We start from the raw sequence: 16,565 nt of genomic DNA on the forward strand, positions 1-16,565 counted from the left end.
ATGAAAAAAATCACCTTAATTTTAGTTAGCTTTTTATTCTTTGCCTGTAAAGCACAAGAAAAAAAAGCATTTAGTAAAGAAGTATTAGCCGCTCCAATGGTTTCCTTATCTGGTGATGATATTACTTTTCAAAAATTAATAGAAAACTACCAAGGAAAAACCACGGTAATAGAAATATGGGCTAGTTGGTGTAGTGATTGTATTAAAGGACTTCCTAAACTTAAAAATCTTCAAAAAAAATACCCGAATACGAACTATGTATTTATATCTTTGGACAAGAATCAAACCGCATGGAAACACGGTATCAATCGTTTTAGTATAAAAGGGAATCATTATTATGTAGATGGTGGTTGGAAAAGTATTTTTGCTAAAAACATAGACCTTGATTGGATTCCAAGATACATTGTCATTGATGAAACTGGAAAATTACTTATTTACAGAGCAATTGAGGCTGATGATTCTAGAATAATAAACGTATTAGAAAACTAAATTTATATAAAATGAGAAGTAAAATTGTAGCAGGTAACTGGAAAATGAACAACAACGTTGCCGAATCTAAAGCTTTAGCAGAAGGATTGGTAAGCGAATTAAAAGGTGTTTCTTTAGAAAACACAAGAGTTATTGTTTCACCTACATTTGTAAACTTAACTACTGTATTAGCAGCTACTGAAGGTTCTGCTGTAGAAGTTGCTGCTCAAAACATGCACCAAGAAACTAACGGAGCCTACACAGGAGAAGTTTCGGCTAATATGCTAACAAGCGCTGGAATTAAAACTGTTATTTTAGGTCACTCTGAAAGACGTGAATACTTTGGTGAAGACGAAGCTTTATTAGCTAAAAAAACTGATGCTGCTTTGGCAAACGGATTAGAAGTAATTTACTGTTTTGGTGAAGTAAAAGAAGAAAGAGAAGCAAACACTCAAGAAGAAGTTGTTGCTAAGCAAATTTCTGGAGCTTTATTCCATTTAGATGCTGCTGCATGGTCTAACATTGTATTGGCTTACGAGCCAGTTTGGGCTATTGGAACAGGATTAACTGCTTCTGCAGATCAAGCTCAAGAAATGCACGCATTTATCCGTGGATTTGTTGCTGATAAATACGGAGCTGAAGTTGCTGAAAACGTATCTATTTTATACGGAGGTTCTTGTAAACCATCTAACGCTGAAGAAATTTTCTCTAAGCCAGATGTGGATGGAGGTTTAATTGGTGGAGCTTCTTTAGTAGCTGCTGATTTTGCTGCTGTAATTAAGGCTATCTAAATATTAGATATTAATAATATATTAAAATCCCGCTAAAAGCATAAGCTCTTAGCGGGATTTTAACTTTATACATGATCTAAAAATATTGTTTAGTCCAATAAACTCAATAATATTTCTCTAAACGTTTTAACAGGTTGAGCCCCTGTTACTGCACTTTTTCTATTAAAAACAACGGTAGGCACAGAGTTTACTCCTAAACTTTTCCAATACTCTTGTTTGTTTCTAACCTCAGCACGCTTTTCTTCGTTATCTAACAAAGCCATTCCTTCCTTATCGTTTAAACCAACCTCTAACAGAGCTTGTCTTAAAATTTCTCTATCGGAAACATCTTTTCTTTCACTAAAAAAAGCTGTGGTTAAACACATTTTTAAATCTGTTTGTTTACCAAAACCACTTGCATATTCCAGTAAAATATGGGCTTCAAATGTATTTACCATACGCATCTCATCAAAATAATCAAAAGTAAAACCAAGGGCTTCTCCGGCTTCTTGCATTTGTATTTTTGACTGTTTTTGATCTTCTAAAGAAGAACCATATTTTTCACTAATATGTTCTATTAAATTCTGTCCCTCAATAGGCATATTAGGGTTTAACTCAAAAGGTTGCCACTCAATTTCAACCTCATCTTTAATGCCTAATTCTAAAATGGCTTTCTCTAATCGCTTATAACCAATAGTACACCAAGGGCAAACCACATCAGAAACAATGTCTATTTTTAATTTTTCTTTCATTTTGTAATAATAAAAATTTATTCTTAAAACTTAAAGTTAGTACGGTAGTCACCATCATTAATTACACCATACAGCATAAATTTTAAAAGATAAAAATACAGAGGATAAAATACACCATAAATTATAAGCTTAAATAGCTAAAAGCTTTTGCTTTTAGCTATTTTTGTATTCTGGTTTTAAGAACCTAGATTAAAAAATCATCAACTTGACAAACATTACAACTTTTAACTTGATAACTTTATAATATGAATTACACAGGTTATACTTTTACCATTACACCTTTACAACCCGCTACCGAAATTTTAATTGCAGAATTAGGCCAACTAGGTTTTGAAAGCTTTGAAGAAACATCTACAGGTCTAGAGGCTTATATTCAGACACAAGATTGGCATGAAGATATTTTAGATGATGTTTTTGCTTTGCAGTCGGAAGAGTTTACCATTTCTTATACTTATCAAGAAATTGAACAAGTAAACTGGAATGCTGAATGGGAAAAAAACTTTGCTCCAATTCATGTAGATAATAAAGTTAGTGTAATTGCTCCTTTCCATGAAAAAACGGGAATGGAATTTGAAATTGTAATAGAGCCTAAAATGAGTTTTGGTACGGGTCACCATGAAACTACTCATTTAATGATTAAACACTTATTAGAGCTAGATTTAGCTGATAAAAGTGTTTTAGATATGGGAACAGGAACTGGAATTTTAGCCATTTTTGCTGAAATGAAAGGTGCAAAACCTATTGATGCCATTGATATTGATGAATGGTGTTTTATCAATACCGAAGAAAATGTTGAGAAAAACAACTGTAAACACATTACTGCATACCAAGGTGATGCTTCTATGTTGGTAGATCAAAAATACGATGTAATTATTGCCAACATCAACAGAAACATTTTATTGAATGATATGGATGTATATAATAAGTGTTTAAATGATGGAGGTAAATTATTATTGAGTGGATTTTATACACAAGATATTCCCTTTCTTGAAGAACGAACCAAAGATTTAGGATTGACCATTAAAAAAACTTATACCAAAAATAACTGGGTAGGTTTACAATTAGATAAATAATGCTTAATTTTGCATTGATTATGAGCACAATAGAAAAAACTTTAGAAAGTATTGATGTCCTTGAGCAATTAATTAAGGACTATGAAATTATTTTATACAACGATGATGTAAACTCGTTTGACTTTGTGATTGATGCCTTGATAGATGTGTGTGAACACGAACCATTACAGGCAGAACAATGTACTATGTTGGTACATTACAAAGGAAAATGCGCTGTAAAAACTGGAAGCTACGAGGAATTAAAACCTAAGTGTTCTAAGTTATTAGAGTTAGGATTATCTGCAGAAATAAAGTAATATGGAACAATTTTTAGATTACTACAATTTTTCTGAATTTAGCAAAGACTCCTCTTCTTTTTTTGATACCATTGCCTATTCTTGGATCAAAGATGATTTATACATTGTTCTTGAAAAAACAGAAGGAGTTTATAATGTACATTTCACAAGCTATAGTTCCAAAAATAATATTGGAAAACAAAAGCCTGATGGTTTAAATACACTCATAGAAGATTTTAAGCTAGATGATAACGATCATCGAAAAGTTGTTCAACAATATTTAGATTACAATTAAAAAAGAGGTTGGTACAAATGTACCAACCTCTTTTTTAATTTATGAATTACTATATACAGTTATTCAGCCGTATCATACAATCCTTTTTTAAATTTCTCTGGGTCTTCTACCAAATGATATCTTGGATCATCTATATCTTCAACAATCATTTTAGAAAACTTAGGATCAGCTGTTTTTAACAATACTTTACAGTCTTTACTCAAGTGTCTTAATTTTATTTCTTTACCGTTTTCTTCATATTTTAATACAATATTTTTAACAGCTTCTAAACCTGAATGGTCACTAATACGAGATTCTATAAAATCAATCTCTACATATTGAGGATCGTTTTTAGGATCAAATTTTTCGTTAAATACATTGACAGAACCAAAAAACAAAGGTCCCCAAATTTCATAAGTTAAAGTTCCATCTTTCATTCTTTTTCTTGCTCTAATTCTAATGGCATTTTCCCAAGCAAACACCAAAGCAGAAATAATTACTCCTGCAAAAACAGCAATCGCCAAATCAAAAACCACAGTAATAGCCGATACGGCTACCAACACAAAAGCATCGGCTTGAGGAATCTTTCTTAAAATTCTGATACTAGACCAAGCAAAAGTTTCTATTACCATTACAAACATTACCCCAACCAAAGCAGCAATAGGAACTTGCTCTATATATTTATCTGCAAATAAAATAAAAGACAACAATGTTAAAGCCATCATCACTCCAGACAAACGTCCTCTTCCTTTTGCGTTGATATTAATCACTGTCTGACCAATCATTCCACAACCTCCTGTTCCTCCTAAAAGTCCACTCGTAATATTTCCAACTCCTTGTGCTATACATTCACGGTTTCCATCTCCTCTGGTATCTGTTAACTCATCCACCAAATTCATGGTCATTAAAGACTCTATTAACCCTACAGAAGCTGCTAAAAAGGCAAAAGGTAAAATAAACGTAAACGTATCTAAATTAAAAGGTAAGTTTTGCCATAACTCCATATTTGGTGTTGGAAATTCTCCTTTTAATCCTGCTCCTCCACCTTCTCTTATATAAGATCCAACAGTAGAAACCTCTAACCCAGAAAAAATAACAATAATAGTTACCACTAAAATAGCGGTTAATGATGCTGGTAATTTTTTTGTCAGCTTTGGTAGTAAAAAGATAATAGACATGGTTAATCCTACCAATCCCATCATGATATACAATTCTGTACCAGACATAAATTCTGAAATGTAATTTTTTACACCATCGGCAGATACTTCTAAAGTTTTATGAGTAAACATTTTTACTTGAGCCCAAAAAATAACAATGGCCAATCCGTTTACAAAACCAAGCATTACTGGGTAGGGTATTAAACGCACAAAACGTCCTAATTTAAACACTCCTGCAAATATTTGAAAAACTCCCATTAATATAACAGCTGCCAACAAATAAAAATATCCCATATTATCTACAGGGCTATCAAACAACATTCCTTTGGTATGACCTTCTTGTATCATGTGTACAAAAATAACTGCTACAGCTCCTGCAGCTCCTGAAATTAAACCTGGTCTCCCTCCAAAAACAGCAGTAATCAAACCAATAATAAAAGCTCCAGACAAAGCTACTAATGGATCTATTTGTGCAACAAAAGCAAAAGCAACAACTTCTGGAATCATTGCCAAAGAAACGGTCATCCCTGCTAAAATATCGTTTTTAGGGTTTGTGGTAAATTGTTTAAAATATTTAGTCATAGTTTTGTTTTTAACGCCGCAAAAATAGGGTTTATATATGAGCTATACCAAATATGAATACGTTAAATGCCCTACTGAAAAAGATTCTTTTTTTGCATAACTAACAAGACCACAATAGGAATAGCCAATAAAACCACCTGTAAGGTTCCTGTTTGCAAAACACTAGGCATCATTAAAATGGTAGCTACATATCCTGCAATAGCACCACCAATATGTGCACTGTGACCTACATTCCCTAATTGATTTTTCATACCATACATGGAGTAAAACAAATAACCTATTCCAAATACATATCCTGGTATGGCAATAGGTAGTGGAAATATATACAACTGCATTTCTGGAAACAACACAATACTTGCATATACAATACCTGTAACCGCTCCAGAAGCTCCTACAGCTGAATAATAAGCATTGTTTTTATTTAACACCAATGATAAATAATTACCAGCCAACAAACTCAATACATAAATACCCAAATACTGCAAAGGGTTAAAAAAATGCAATACTGTATTAGAAAACAAGTACAAAGCATACATATTAAATCCTAAGTGAATATAATCGGCATGTAAAAAACCAGAAGTAATCATTCTAAAATTCTCACCTCTTTGTACGCTTAATACGTTGAATTTATACTTGTTAAAAAACACAATATTTTTAAAGCCTTGTAAGCTTATGATGACATTGGCTACAATTAAGCCTATTACAATTAAATTCATGTTGTTCCATTTATTTATGTCCGATATATATTCGATATTTGCAATTCCTATTTTTATAAAATGACTAAAGAACGAATTACCTTTTTACTTATATATCCTATTATATTTCTTTTTTCAAAGTTACCGCTTTGGTTTTTATATGGTATATCAAATTTGTTATATTATTTGGTTTATTACATTATTGGATATAGAAAAAAAACCGTTAGAAAAAATTTAGCTCTTTGTTTTCCTGAAAAAACAGAGGAAGAAAGACTAGCTATAGAAAAAAAATCTTTCAGGCATTTTGTTGATATTTTTATAGAAATGTTAAAAGGTTTTGGAATTCCTCAAAAAGAAATAGACAAGCGTTACAAGTATATAAATCCTGAAATTTTTAGAGAACTAGAAGCCTCTGGAAAAAGTGTTATTTTACTTGGAGCACATCATGGAAATTGGGAATGGTTATTTAATATCAATCATCATACAAGTATTAAATGTTTTGGAGCATTTAAAGAATTAGAAAACAAATACTTTAATACTTATGTACAAGAAAACAGAGGAAGATTTGGATCTGTATTTATTCCAACACAAGACACCATTCCACAAATACTTAGCAATTATAAAAATGGAATTCAATCTATGTATGGTTTGTTAAGTGATCAATCTCCACAAATAAACAAAACACATTATTGGTCTACTTTTTTTGGACACACAGTTCCTATTCATACAGGAGCAGAAATGTTAGCCAAACGTTTTAACTTTAATGTTATTTATATGCATATTGAAATGCCTAAACGTGGTTATTACGAAATTACTTTTCAAAAATTAGAAATACCACAGAATGCTACTAGTGAATATCCTTTAACGGATATTTATTTAAGAAAATTAGAAAAAGATATTACAGAAAATCCTGCTATTTATTTTTGGACACATAATCGTTTTAAACATTTAGGTAAAGCTCCTAAAAACGCATAACTTCAATTCTTTTGTTATCTTTACTTTAGTATAAAACAAAACCTACTTAATGATAGCGCAATTTAAAGTTTGGTTAAACAAACCTTATTTCTTAATTGACAAACTTCCTGTTAAACTTTCAATGACCTTAGGGGTTGGATTGTTTACCTTCCTTTTTCTATACATATTTCAACCATTTGGAATAGATCAAGTTGTTAAAGCCAATGCTTTTTTAATTGTTGGTTATGGTATACTTGTTAGCTTTAGCTTATTTATTAGTTATTTTATACTTCCTAAAGTTTTCCCCTTTTATTTTAATGTTAGGAATTGGACAGTACAAAAAGAAGCTACTTTTTTACTAATCTCTTTTTTAATTATAACCACCATAAACTACATATATCATAGTGTATATATTAGTAACTATATGCCTGCTTTTTCTTACCCAAAATTTATGACTTTGGTCTTTTCTATTGGAGTGTTTCCTGTACTGTTGATTATCTTTTTAGTAGAAAAATATTTACAAAGCCAATTAAACATTAGTTCTAATAAAATTATTGAACAAATACGAAAAGAGAAAAAAGAAATCATTACCATTGAATCTGATAATATAAAAGAAACTCCTTTAACTTTAGATATTGATGATTTTTTATATGCACAATCTAACAACAACTACACAACCATAGTGTATTTATTAGACGGAAAACCTAAAAAAACATTAATGAGGGTTACTTTAAAAAAAGTAGAAGACTTTTTAACTATTTACCCGCAATTTGTTAGGTGTCACAGATCTTTTTTGGTAAACAAAAATGAAGTAATTAAAACCGAAGGAAATGCAAGAGCAGCTGTGGTAATTTTAAATCATATTAAAGAACCTATTCCTATTTCTAGATCTTTCCCTAAAGAAAAATTAATTTCATAACAAGCCCTAAACCTTTAGTTCTTAAAGTCCCATTTGTCCCAAACACCACAAATACTACCTGTATATCACATATTTTAACAACCTGAATTTTCTATTTGTATTATTGTTTGTGTAAATTGATAACAAAAACAATATGGAAAACAAAAAGGTAATTATTATAGGAGCCGGATTCTCATCATTATCCGCTAGTTGCTACTTAGCCAAAGCTGGCTACAATGTTACCATATTAGAAAAAAACAATCATATTGGAGGAAGAGCACAGCAATTACACAAAAATGGCTTTGTGTTTGATATGGGGCCAACTTTTTATTGGATGCCAGATGTGTTTGATAAATTCTTTAACGATTTTGGCAAACAAACATCCGACTATTATCAAATTACACAATTAGATCCTGGTTATAAAGTTTATGCTGATGTGATGAGTTCTATGAACATAGCTGCCAATTTTAACACCATTGTAAACACTTTTGAGGAAAAAGAAAAAGGAAGTGGAGATAAATTAAAAAAGTTTATTGCCGATGCAGAAGAAAATTACAACCTAGCCATTAAAGATTTAGTATATCAACCAGGAGAAAATATATTTGAAATTATCACTCCAAAAACAGCCTTAAAAGTGGGGGCTTTTTTTAGCAACATAAAATCACAAGTAGCTAAATACATAAAACACCCCGAGTTAAAACAAATATTAGAATTCCCTGTTTTATTTCTTGGAGCCAAACCAGAAACCACTCCTGGATTTTACAATTTTATGAATTATGCCGATTTAAAACTTGGTACTTGGCATCCTAAAAAAGGAATGCATCAAGTAGCAGTTGGTATGGCAAACCTTGCAAAAGAGTTAGGGGTAAAAATAATATGTGAAGAAAATATTACTAACATCAATCTAGAAAAAAATAAAGTAAACACTGTTACAACTACAAGTAATGAATATAACTGCGATATTTTGCTAAGCGGTGCAGACTATCATTTTACAGAAACTTTACTACCTAAAAAATACAGACAATACTCAGAAGAGTATTGGAACAAAAAAACCTTTGCTCCTTCTGCCTTACTTTTTTATGTAGGTTTTAATAAAAAATTAGCAAATGTATCTCATCACACACTTTTTTTTGATACTGATTTTAACCAACATGCAAAATCTATTTACAATACTTTAACCTGGCCAGAAAAACCTCTTTTTTATGCTAGTTTTCCAAGCATAACAGATGATTATTTTGCACCAGAAGGAAAAGAATCTGGAACTTTTTTAATTCCAATTGCACCTGGAATAGAAGATACTCCAGCTATTAGAGAAAAATATTTTAACATCATTATTAAAAGGTTAGAAAAAATAACAAACCAAAACATTATTGATTTCGTAAGTTTTAAAGAAAGCTATTGTATTAATGATTTTAAAGAACAATTTAACTCGTATAAAGGAAACGCATATGGTTTGGCAAACACATTATTACAAACTCATATTTTAAGACCTAAACTTAAAAGTAAAAAAATTAGTAACTTATACTTCACTGGACAGTTAACCGTACCCGGACCAGGAGTACCACCAGCAATTATATCTGGAGAAATTGTGAGTGAACTTATTAAAAAAAATTAGCATTTATGAAAGCTCTATTTGACAGTACCAGTTACCAATGTAGTCAGTTAATCACAAAAAAATATAGCACCTCCTTTTCTTTAGGTATTTTGCTATTTAAACCTACCATAAGACCTGCCATTTACGCTATTTATGGCTTTGTTCGTTATGCTGATGAAATTGTAGATACTTTTTTAGATTATCCTCAAGAGACATTATTAAATGAGTTTGAAGAAGAATACTACAAATCTTTAGACAGAAAAATAAGCATGAATCCTATTCTCAATGCTTTTCAAGAAGTGGTACTTAAATATAATTTACAACCTTTTGTAAAAGATTTTTTAAAGAGTATGAGAAGAGATTTATCTCAAACCACCTACGCTTCTATACAAGATTACGAAGAGTATATTTATGGTTCTGCTGATGTTGTTGGATTGATGTGTTTGCGTGTTTTTGTAAATAATAATGAAGAAAAATATCAAGAGCTAAAACCTTATGCTATGAAGTTAGGTTCTGCTTTTCAAAAAGTAAATTTTTTAAGAGATTTAAAAGATGATTTACAAGATTTAGACAGGTCTTACTTCCCTAACCTGACCTCTTTACCTATGGATGCCAAAACCAAACAAGAAATTATTATAGACATAGAAAACGATTTTAAAGAGGCTTATATAGGAATTAAAAAACTACCAATAGAAAGTAAATTAGGAGTGTATTTAGCCTATAAATATTATCTAAAACTATTATACAAACTAAAGCAAACTACTAGTGAGCAAATTATGAATGAAAGAATAAGGGTATCTAACCCTACAAAAATGTTGATTCTAATGAGAGCTTACACCAAATATTCTTTAAGATTAGTATAATTTATGAAAACCTTATTCATCTCTTTTTTTGCTGCTTTAACTTTATCGTGGAGCAACAACTGTGAGCAATTGCAAAAAGTTAGAACTTTTTTTCAGGATGGAGTAGACAAAGAGCAGTTAGAAGAAATGATAGCCATTTGTGAAAAATCTAATTGTAGTGATGTTATTCCCTATCACGCTGCTGCTATCATGAAAAAAGCTGAGTTTGTTTGGTCTCCTATGCAAAAGTTATCTAACTTTAAAAAGGGAAAAAAAATGCTAGAAAATTTTATAACAAAACATCCCAACCATGTTGAAGCTAGGTATATTAGGTGGCTCACACAAAATAAAGCTCCTAAGTTTTTAGGCTACTACAATAACCTTGATGAAGATGATTTGTTTATTCAAAAAAACTTAGTCAAAAGTAACATCAATACAGACTATCAAAACATAATGTTAAAACACATTAAAAAAATAAAAAATGAGTAACGTATTAATATATATTCTTACTACACTAGGTACATTTTTATTTATGGAATGTATTACTTGGTGTACCCATAAATTTGTAATGCATGGTTTTTTATGGTATTTACACGAAGATCATCACCAACCTAAATATCAAGGAGTATTTGAGAAAAATGATGCTTTTTTTGTCATTTTTGCCATCCCTAGTATTGCTTTGTTTTATTTTGGAATTAGACCAGAGCTCAACTTTTTGTTTTTTATTGGTTTGGGAATTTTATTTTATGGTATTGCCTATTTTTTAGTTCATGACATCATTATTCATCAACGATTTAATTGGTTTAAAAACATAAAAAACCCGTATATCAAATCTTTAAGAAAAGCTCACAAAGTGCATCATAAACATTTAGGAAAAGAAGAAGGAGAATGTTTTGGTATGTTATACGTACCTATTAAGTATTTTAAACAATATTTTTAATGCAATACACCTATTTACTCATCAATATCGCATGTATCTCTATTCCTTTTATCGCTAGTTTTTACAAAAAACACGCATTTTACAAAGAGTGGAAGTACTTTTTTTTGAGTTGTGTGCTGGTGGGAACTTTCTTTTTAATTTGGGATGAAATATTTACGCAATTAGGCTTTTGGGGCTTTAATCCTACTTACTTAACAGGAATTTATTTAGGTCATTTACCTCTAGAAGAAATTTTGTTTTTTGTTTGTATTCCCTACGCTTGTTCCTTTACTTATTTTGCCTTTCTGTATTTAATTCCCAATAAAAAAAACAATCAAAAACTGATTAAATTCAACTACATTTTAGCTTTGTTTTTGTTAGGCTTAGGCATTTTAAACTACCACAAATGGTACACTTTTTTAACCTTTTTGTTTTTAGGTATTTTCTTACTTTATCTAAAAAAATTAAAAGTTAATTTGTTTTATTACTACTTGACTTTTGCCACCATTCTTCCGTTCTTTTTTATGAGTAACGGAATATTAACTGGTAGTTTTTTAGAAGCTCCTATTGTTTGGTACAACAACACTCAAAATTTGGGCATAAGAATGTTTACCATTCCTGTGGAAGATACTTTTTACGGAATGTTATTAATTTTTGGAAACATATACTTTCATCAATATTTTAAACAAAAAGCACATGCAAAAAGTTAATGTATTTTGGTTTAGAAGAGATTTACGTTTGTTTGATAATACAGCTCTAAACAAAGCTTTAGCAGAGAACATTCCTGTGCTTCCTATTTTTATTTTTGATGATGAAATTTTAGAATTTTTACCAAAGAATGATACTAGGGTATCTTTTATTTATGACTGTTTAAATAACATCAATCAAGAACTAAATCAACATCAAAGTAGTTTATTGGTTTTAAAAGGAACACCTACAGAAGTATGGACACAACTTTTTAAAGATTACAACATCAATGCGATTTACACCAACAAAGATTACGAACCTTATGCTTTAGAACGAGATAGAAATATTTACAAATTGGCTAAGGAACATCAAATTGAATTTTACAGGTTTAAAGATCAAGTTATTTTTGAAGAAAATGAAATTGTAAAAGCCGATGGAAAACCATACACTGTTTACACCCCATATAAAAACAAATGGTTATCTGTTTTTAAAGAAAGAACTCTTACAACACAAACAGGTAATGATCAAAACTTTTTAAAACAAAAAACATCATTTCCCAAAATTGAAGAGATAGGATTTACAGCTTCTTTAATAAAAGTACCTAAGTTTAATACTACAAAAATTATAGATTACGGAAAACATAGAGATTTCCCTTCTATTGATCACACCACACATATTGGTCCTCATTTACGTTTTGGTACTTTAAGTATCAGGCAAGTCATTTTAAATTTACCAAATCAAAGCGATGTCTATTTAAGTGAATTGATTTGGAGAGAGTTTTTTATGCAAATTCTGTTTCATTTTCCTAAAGTTAAAAACCACAATTTTAAGTCTAAATACGATGCCGTTCCTTGGAGAAATAACGAAGAGGAATTTAACAAATGGTGTAACGGACAAACAGGATACCCTATAGTAGATGCAGGTATGAGAGAGTTAAATGCCACGGGACATATGCATAACAGAGTAAGAATGATTACGGCAGGATTTTTATGCAAACATTTATTGATTGATTGGCAATGGGGTGAGGCTTATTTTGCCGAAAAATTATTAGATTATGAACTAGCTGCCAACAATGGAAACTGGCAATGGGCAGCAGGTACAGGTTGTGATGCTGCTCCTTATTTTAGAGTTTTTAACCCCACTACTCAAATTCAAAAATTTGACAAAGACCTAAAATACATTAAAAAATGGGTACCCGAATTAAATGAATTAAGTTATCCTGAACCAATGGTGGAACATAAATTTGCCAGAGAAAGAGCTATTAACACCTACAAAGAAGCTTTAAACAATTAACATGAAAACAATCTTAAAAATTGCTGCTATATATAACCTATTATGGGGGACTTGGGTCGTTTTATTTCCTAATCACTTTTTTGATTTGGTGGGTATGGAACGGTTAAACTTACCTATGATATGGCAAGGAGTTGGAATGATTGTAGGAGTATATGGTTTAGGTTATTGGTGGGCATCATACAATCCATTAAAACACTGGCCAATTGTAGCTGTAGGGACTTTAGGTAAAATATTTGGTCCTATTGGATTTGTAGGTAACTACCTTCAAGGAATCGTTCCTTTTGAATTTTTTTACACCCTTATTTTTAACGATATTATCTGGTGGGTTCCCTTCGGATACATCCTCTACATGGTACATAAAGAGCAGCATTGGAAACTCCACTAATTGTAGTATCTTTATGCACCTTAAAAACTAAAAATAATTTACATGAAAAAAATATGCATAACCCTTTGTGCTCTTTTAATATTAAGTGCTTGTACTAAATACGATAGCCCTAAAAACTACACCGAAGAAAATGAACAAGAAATTATTGATTATCTTGAAGAAAATGATTTGGAAGCTGTCAGAGATCAATATGGATTATACTATATTATTGAAGAAGAAGGAACTGGTTTACAACCTGAATCAACAGATGTTGTTACCGTAGCTTACAAAGGTGCTTTTACAAATGGAACTGTTTTTGATGAAAGCGATGAAGATGGAATTATCTTAAGCTTACAACGTGTTATTTATGGGTGGTCATTAGGAATTCCTTATTTTAAAGAAGGGGGAAAAGGAAAACTAATCATCCCTTCTAGAATGGGATATGGTAGTAGTGACTATAATGCAATTCCTGGTGGGTCTGTTCTTGTTTTTGATATTGAACTACTATCTGTTAACCTATCTAAAGAAGATGATGTTAAAATAACCGAATATTTAGAAGAAAATAATTTAACAGACTTAGTAACCAAAACAGATTCTGGTTTATATTATATGATAGAAGAAACTGGAGATGGAGATACTTTTGCTACTGAAAGCAACAATGTAACCTTAAACTACACGGGTTCTTATTTAGAAGACGGGGAAGTTTTTGATGAAGGTGAAGACACTGTTTTTAACCTTTCAGGATTGATTAAAGGTTTTAAAGAAGGAATGACTCACTTTAAAGAAGGAAGCAAAGGAAAACTTTTTATCCCTTCTCGTTTGGCTTACGGAAGTTATGACTATGGAAACATCCCAGGAGGATCGGTACTGATATTTGATATTGAACTTATTTCCATCAACAACTAAAAAAAGACTGTCTTAAAAGTAAAAATTTCATCAAACTGAACTTGTTTCAGTTTCTCATCACTACTGTTTCATAGCAACTTGTGATTCTGAAATAAATTCATAATGACGTTTTATAATACTTTTAAGACAGCTTTACTTTTTAAAAGATTTTATTCCTTAAAATCTTCATTGATTTCTATCCAATATCCATCTGGGTCTTGAAAATAAAATTGTTTAATTCCATCATTTCTAACATAGTCTTTAGTAGGCGTTCCCAACCAATCAGTATATGGTATTCCTAAAATCTGTAAATGATTTATAAAAGGATGAATGTCATTAATCGCCAACGCAAAATGTACCGCTTTGTTTGTTTTTATTTCAGCATCAGGTCTTGGAATTAAATGAAGTTGTTTTCCTTCCCCCAAAGCAAACCATCTTGTTTTAGAAGTGGATGCTGTGTTTTCTATTTCCTTTAATTGTAATACCCTATTATAAAAATCAGCAGCAATACTTACATCTTTTACAGAAAGTGCTACGTGATTGAATGAAAATGTAAACATCTTTTATCTTTAAATTTATTATTTTCCAAAAGCAGTCAACACTACTTTTCTACTTCCTCCGTAATTTCGATGTTCCCCTAAATAAATTCCTTGCCAAACACCTAAATTTAACCGTCCGTTACTAATAGGTATCTCTACAGAGCAACCCAACATAGATGCTTTTATATGAGCAGGCATATCATCACTTCCCTCATAATCGTGCTTGTAATAAGGCATGTCTTCGGGAATCATTTTATTGATATGTGTTTCAAAATCCATACGAACCGTAGGATCGGCATTTTCATTAATGGTTAAACTGGCCGATGTATGTTTAATAAACACCTGTAATTGTCCTATTTGTAGGTTGCTTATTTCAGGAATGGCTGCTATTATTTCATCCGTGATTAAATGATAGCCCCTCCTTCTTGATTTTAACTGAATTTCTTTTTGATAAAACTCCATAAACATCTAAAAAATAACTTTTTTCAAAGATTGAAAATTTAACTTTGTTATGAAACTATAAACCTTTTATAATTTGCTAAAAATAGCTTTTCATCCTTGTTATGAGCATCCTTTAAAAAAAGGACATCGTTTTCCTATGGAAAAATACGATTTAATCCCTAGACAACTTTTACACGAAGGAACTTGCACTATTGAAAATTTTTTCACCCCACAAAAAGCCTCTACAGAAGACCTAATTGGTGCACACACCAAAGACTATATTACTAGGTTGCTAAATTTAGATTTGACCAAAGATGAAATCAGAAATTCTGGTTTTCCTCTAAGTCAACAAATTATAGATAGAGAACTCATCATTACGCAAGGAACTATTGAAGCAAGTAAATTTGCCTTAACACACGGCATAGCCATGAATGTGGCTGGAGGAACGCATCATGCATACAGTAACCAACCCGATCCTTTTTGTTATTTAAACGATCAGGCCGTAGCGGCTCACTTTTTACTTAAACACCAACTAGCTAGTCAAATTTTAATTGTTGATTTAGATGTGCATCAAGGAAACGGAACTGCCGAAATTTTTAAAAACAACTCCAATGTATTCACCTTTTCTATGCATGGTAAAAACAATTATCCTTTTACCAAAGAAACATCTGATTTAGATATCGCATTAGAAAACAATACTAGTGATGAGGAATATTTAAACATTTTAAAAACTACTTTACCAAACCTAATTACCCAACTACAACCTGATGCTGTTTTTTACCAATCTGGTGTAGATATTTTAGCTACAGATAAACTTGGAAAATTAAACTGTACGCTTAACGGATGCAAAGAACGAGACCAATTTGTATTAGAAACATTTTACCATTTAAAAACCCCTGTAATTTGCAGCATGGGTGGTGGCTATTCTACAGACATTAAATTAATTGTAAATGCTCATTGTAATACCTTTAGAATTGCTACCGACTTACTATTAAATCACTAAAAAACTGTCAAGTAGACTTTTATTCAAGTTCTAAAAATGACATTTTTTCACTTTTTACAATTGGCATTTTCTTTGAAAAACACATCATAAATAAATTGTT

At 31.0% G+C, this 16,565-nt stretch carries 21 protein-coding genes; 16 read left to right on the forward strand and 5 right to left on the reverse strand.

Annotated features, from left to right (window positions below):
• Together ACXGQT_RS05180 and tpiA are read left to right on the forward strand one after the other, a co-directional pair.
• Nucleotides 1-489, forward strand: coding sequence for a TlpA family protein disulfide reductase (locus ACXGQT_RS05180; RefSeq protein WP_457830339.1), 489 nt, complete (start codon nt 1-3; stop codon nt 487-489).
• An 11-nt stretch (nt 490-500) separates the two neighbouring features.
• Nucleotides 501-1,259, forward strand: coding sequence for a triose-phosphate isomerase (gene tpiA, locus ACXGQT_RS05185; RefSeq protein ID WP_457830340.1), 759 nt, complete (start codon nt 501-503; stop codon nt 1,257-1,259).
• Nucleotides 1,260-1,348: 89 nt separating this feature from the next.
• Here the strand turns inward: tpiA and ACXGQT_RS05190 are convergent, their stop codons facing one another.
• Nucleotides 1,349-1,990 carry a DsbA family oxidoreductase gene (locus ACXGQT_RS05190; RefSeq protein WP_457830341.1) on the reverse strand — a complete coding sequence of 214 codons (642 nt, stop codon included), beginning with the start codon at nt 1,988-1,990 and terminating at the stop codon, nt 1,349-1,351.
• 245 nt (nt 1,991-2,235) lie between these two features.
• Here ACXGQT_RS05190 and prmA point away from each other — a divergent pair, with 245 nt between their 5' ends.
• Genes prmA through ACXGQT_RS05205 form a run of 3 tightly spaced genes read left to right on the forward strand, consistent with a single transcriptional unit; the run spans nt 2,236 to nt 3,633 of the window.
• Nucleotides 2,236-3,063 carry a 50S ribosomal protein L11 methyltransferase gene (gene prmA, locus ACXGQT_RS05195; protein ID WP_457830342.1) on the forward strand — a complete coding sequence of 276 codons (828 nt, stop codon included), beginning with the start codon at nt 2,236-2,238 and terminating at the stop codon, nt 3,061-3,063.
• Between the two features lie 20 nt (nt 3,064-3,083).
• Entirely contained in the window at nt 3,084-3,359 is a 276-nt protein-coding gene (locus ACXGQT_RS05200) for an ATP-dependent Clp protease adaptor ClpS (RefSeq protein WP_068828682.1), read from the forward strand.
• A gap of 1 nt (nt 3,360) precedes the next feature.
• Entirely contained in the window at nt 3,361-3,633 is a 273-nt protein-coding gene (locus ACXGQT_RS05205) for a hypothetical protein (protein WP_457830343.1), read from the forward strand.
• 59 nt (nt 3,634-3,692) lie between these two features.
• Here ACXGQT_RS05205 and ACXGQT_RS05210 read toward each other — a convergent pair whose 3' ends face one another.
• Both ACXGQT_RS05210 and ACXGQT_RS05215 read right to left on the reverse strand, forming a co-directional pair.
• Nucleotides 3,693-5,351 (reverse strand): SulP family inorganic anion transporter, encoded by a 1,659-nt coding sequence (locus ACXGQT_RS05210; RefSeq protein ID WP_457830344.1) that lies wholly within the window; start codon nt 5,349-5,351, stop codon nt 3,693-3,695.
• Nucleotides 5,352-5,422: 71 nt separating this feature from the next.
• Nucleotides 5,423-6,067, reverse strand: coding sequence for a rhomboid family intramembrane serine protease (locus tag ACXGQT_RS05215; protein WP_457830345.1), 645 nt, complete (start codon nt 6,065-6,067; stop codon nt 5,423-5,425).
• Nucleotides 6,068-6,127: 60 nt separating this feature from the next.
• Between ACXGQT_RS05215 and ACXGQT_RS05220 the strand changes: the two genes are divergently transcribed.
• The 10 genes from ACXGQT_RS05220 to ACXGQT_RS05265 all read left to right on the forward strand — a co-directional run bounded on the left by ACXGQT_RS05220 (nt 6,128) and on the right by ACXGQT_RS05265 (nt 14,503).
• Entirely contained in the window at nt 6,128-7,021 is an 894-nt protein-coding gene (locus ACXGQT_RS05220; RefSeq protein WP_457830346.1) for a lysophospholipid acyltransferase family protein, read from the forward strand.
• A gap of 49 nt (nt 7,022-7,070) precedes the next feature.
• Complete coding sequence (locus tag ACXGQT_RS05225) at nt 7,071-7,919, forward strand: LytR/AlgR family response regulator transcription factor (protein ID WP_457830347.1); 849 nt, start codon at nt 7,071-7,073, stop codon at nt 7,917-7,919.
• Nucleotides 7,920-8,052: 133 nt separating this feature from the next.
• Nucleotides 8,053-9,513, forward strand: a complete 1,461-nt coding sequence (locus ACXGQT_RS05230) for a phytoene desaturase family protein (protein ID WP_457830348.1) — start codon at nt 8,053-8,055, stop codon at nt 9,511-9,513.
• A gap of 5 nt (nt 9,514-9,518) precedes the next feature.
• Nucleotides 9,519-10,355, forward strand: coding sequence for a phytoene/squalene synthase family protein (locus ACXGQT_RS05235; protein WP_457830349.1), 837 nt, complete (start codon nt 9,519-9,521; stop codon nt 10,353-10,355).
• 3 nt (nt 10,356-10,358) lie between these two features.
• Nucleotides 10,359-10,823: a hypothetical protein gene (locus tag ACXGQT_RS05240; RefSeq protein WP_457830350.1), complete on the forward strand. Its 465-nt coding sequence runs from the start codon at nt 10,359-10,361 to the stop codon at nt 10,821-10,823.
• Nucleotides 10,816-11,274, forward strand: coding sequence for a sterol desaturase family protein (locus ACXGQT_RS05245; RefSeq protein ID WP_457830351.1), 459 nt, complete (start codon nt 10,816-10,818; stop codon nt 11,272-11,274). The genes ACXGQT_RS05240 and ACXGQT_RS05245 overlap by 8 nt, the downstream gene beginning before the upstream one ends.
• Nucleotides 11,274-11,963 (forward strand): lycopene cyclase domain-containing protein, encoded by a 690-nt coding sequence (locus ACXGQT_RS05250; RefSeq protein ID WP_457830352.1) that lies wholly within the window; start codon nt 11,274-11,276, stop codon nt 11,961-11,963. The genes ACXGQT_RS05245 and ACXGQT_RS05250 overlap by 1 nt, the downstream gene beginning before the upstream one ends.
• Nucleotides 11,950-13,233, forward strand: a complete 1,284-nt coding sequence (locus ACXGQT_RS05255; RefSeq protein ID WP_457830353.1) for a cryptochrome/photolyase family protein — start codon at nt 11,950-11,952, stop codon at nt 13,231-13,233. The genes ACXGQT_RS05250 and ACXGQT_RS05255 overlap by 14 nt, the downstream gene beginning before the upstream one ends.
• 1 nt (nt 13,234) lies before the next feature.
• Nucleotides 13,235-13,618 (forward strand): alkyl hydroperoxide reductase, encoded by a 384-nt coding sequence (locus ACXGQT_RS05260; protein WP_457830354.1) that lies wholly within the window; start codon nt 13,235-13,237, stop codon nt 13,616-13,618.
• A 42-nt stretch (nt 13,619-13,660) separates the two neighbouring features.
• Nucleotides 13,661-14,503, forward strand: a complete 843-nt coding sequence (locus ACXGQT_RS05265) for an FKBP-type peptidyl-prolyl cis-trans isomerase (protein ID WP_457830355.1) — start codon at nt 13,661-13,663, stop codon at nt 14,501-14,503.
• A 149-nt stretch (nt 14,504-14,652) separates the two neighbouring features.
• Here ACXGQT_RS05265 and ACXGQT_RS05270 read toward each other — a convergent pair whose 3' ends face one another.
• Both ACXGQT_RS05270 and ACXGQT_RS05275 read right to left on the reverse strand, forming a co-directional pair.
• Complete coding sequence (locus ACXGQT_RS05270) at nt 14,653-15,042, reverse strand: VOC family protein (protein ID WP_457830356.1); 390 nt, start codon at nt 15,040-15,042, stop codon at nt 14,653-14,655.
• Nucleotides 15,043-15,060: 18 nt separating this feature from the next.
• Nucleotides 15,061-15,483 (reverse strand): secondary thiamine-phosphate synthase enzyme YjbQ, encoded by a 423-nt coding sequence (locus tag ACXGQT_RS05275; RefSeq protein ID WP_457830357.1) that lies wholly within the window; start codon nt 15,481-15,483, stop codon nt 15,061-15,063.
• Nucleotides 15,484-15,556: 73 nt separating this feature from the next.
• On the opposite strand from ACXGQT_RS05275, the gene ACXGQT_RS05280 reads away from it, so the two are divergent.
• Nucleotides 15,557-16,465 carry a histone deacetylase family protein gene (locus ACXGQT_RS05280; RefSeq protein WP_457830358.1) on the forward strand — a complete coding sequence of 303 codons (909 nt, stop codon included), beginning with the start codon at nt 15,557-15,559 and terminating at the stop codon, nt 16,463-16,465.
• The last annotated feature ends 100 nt before the right edge of the window (nt 16,466-16,565 follow it).

The organism is Wenyingzhuangia sp. IMCC45467 (assembly GCF_054111205.1).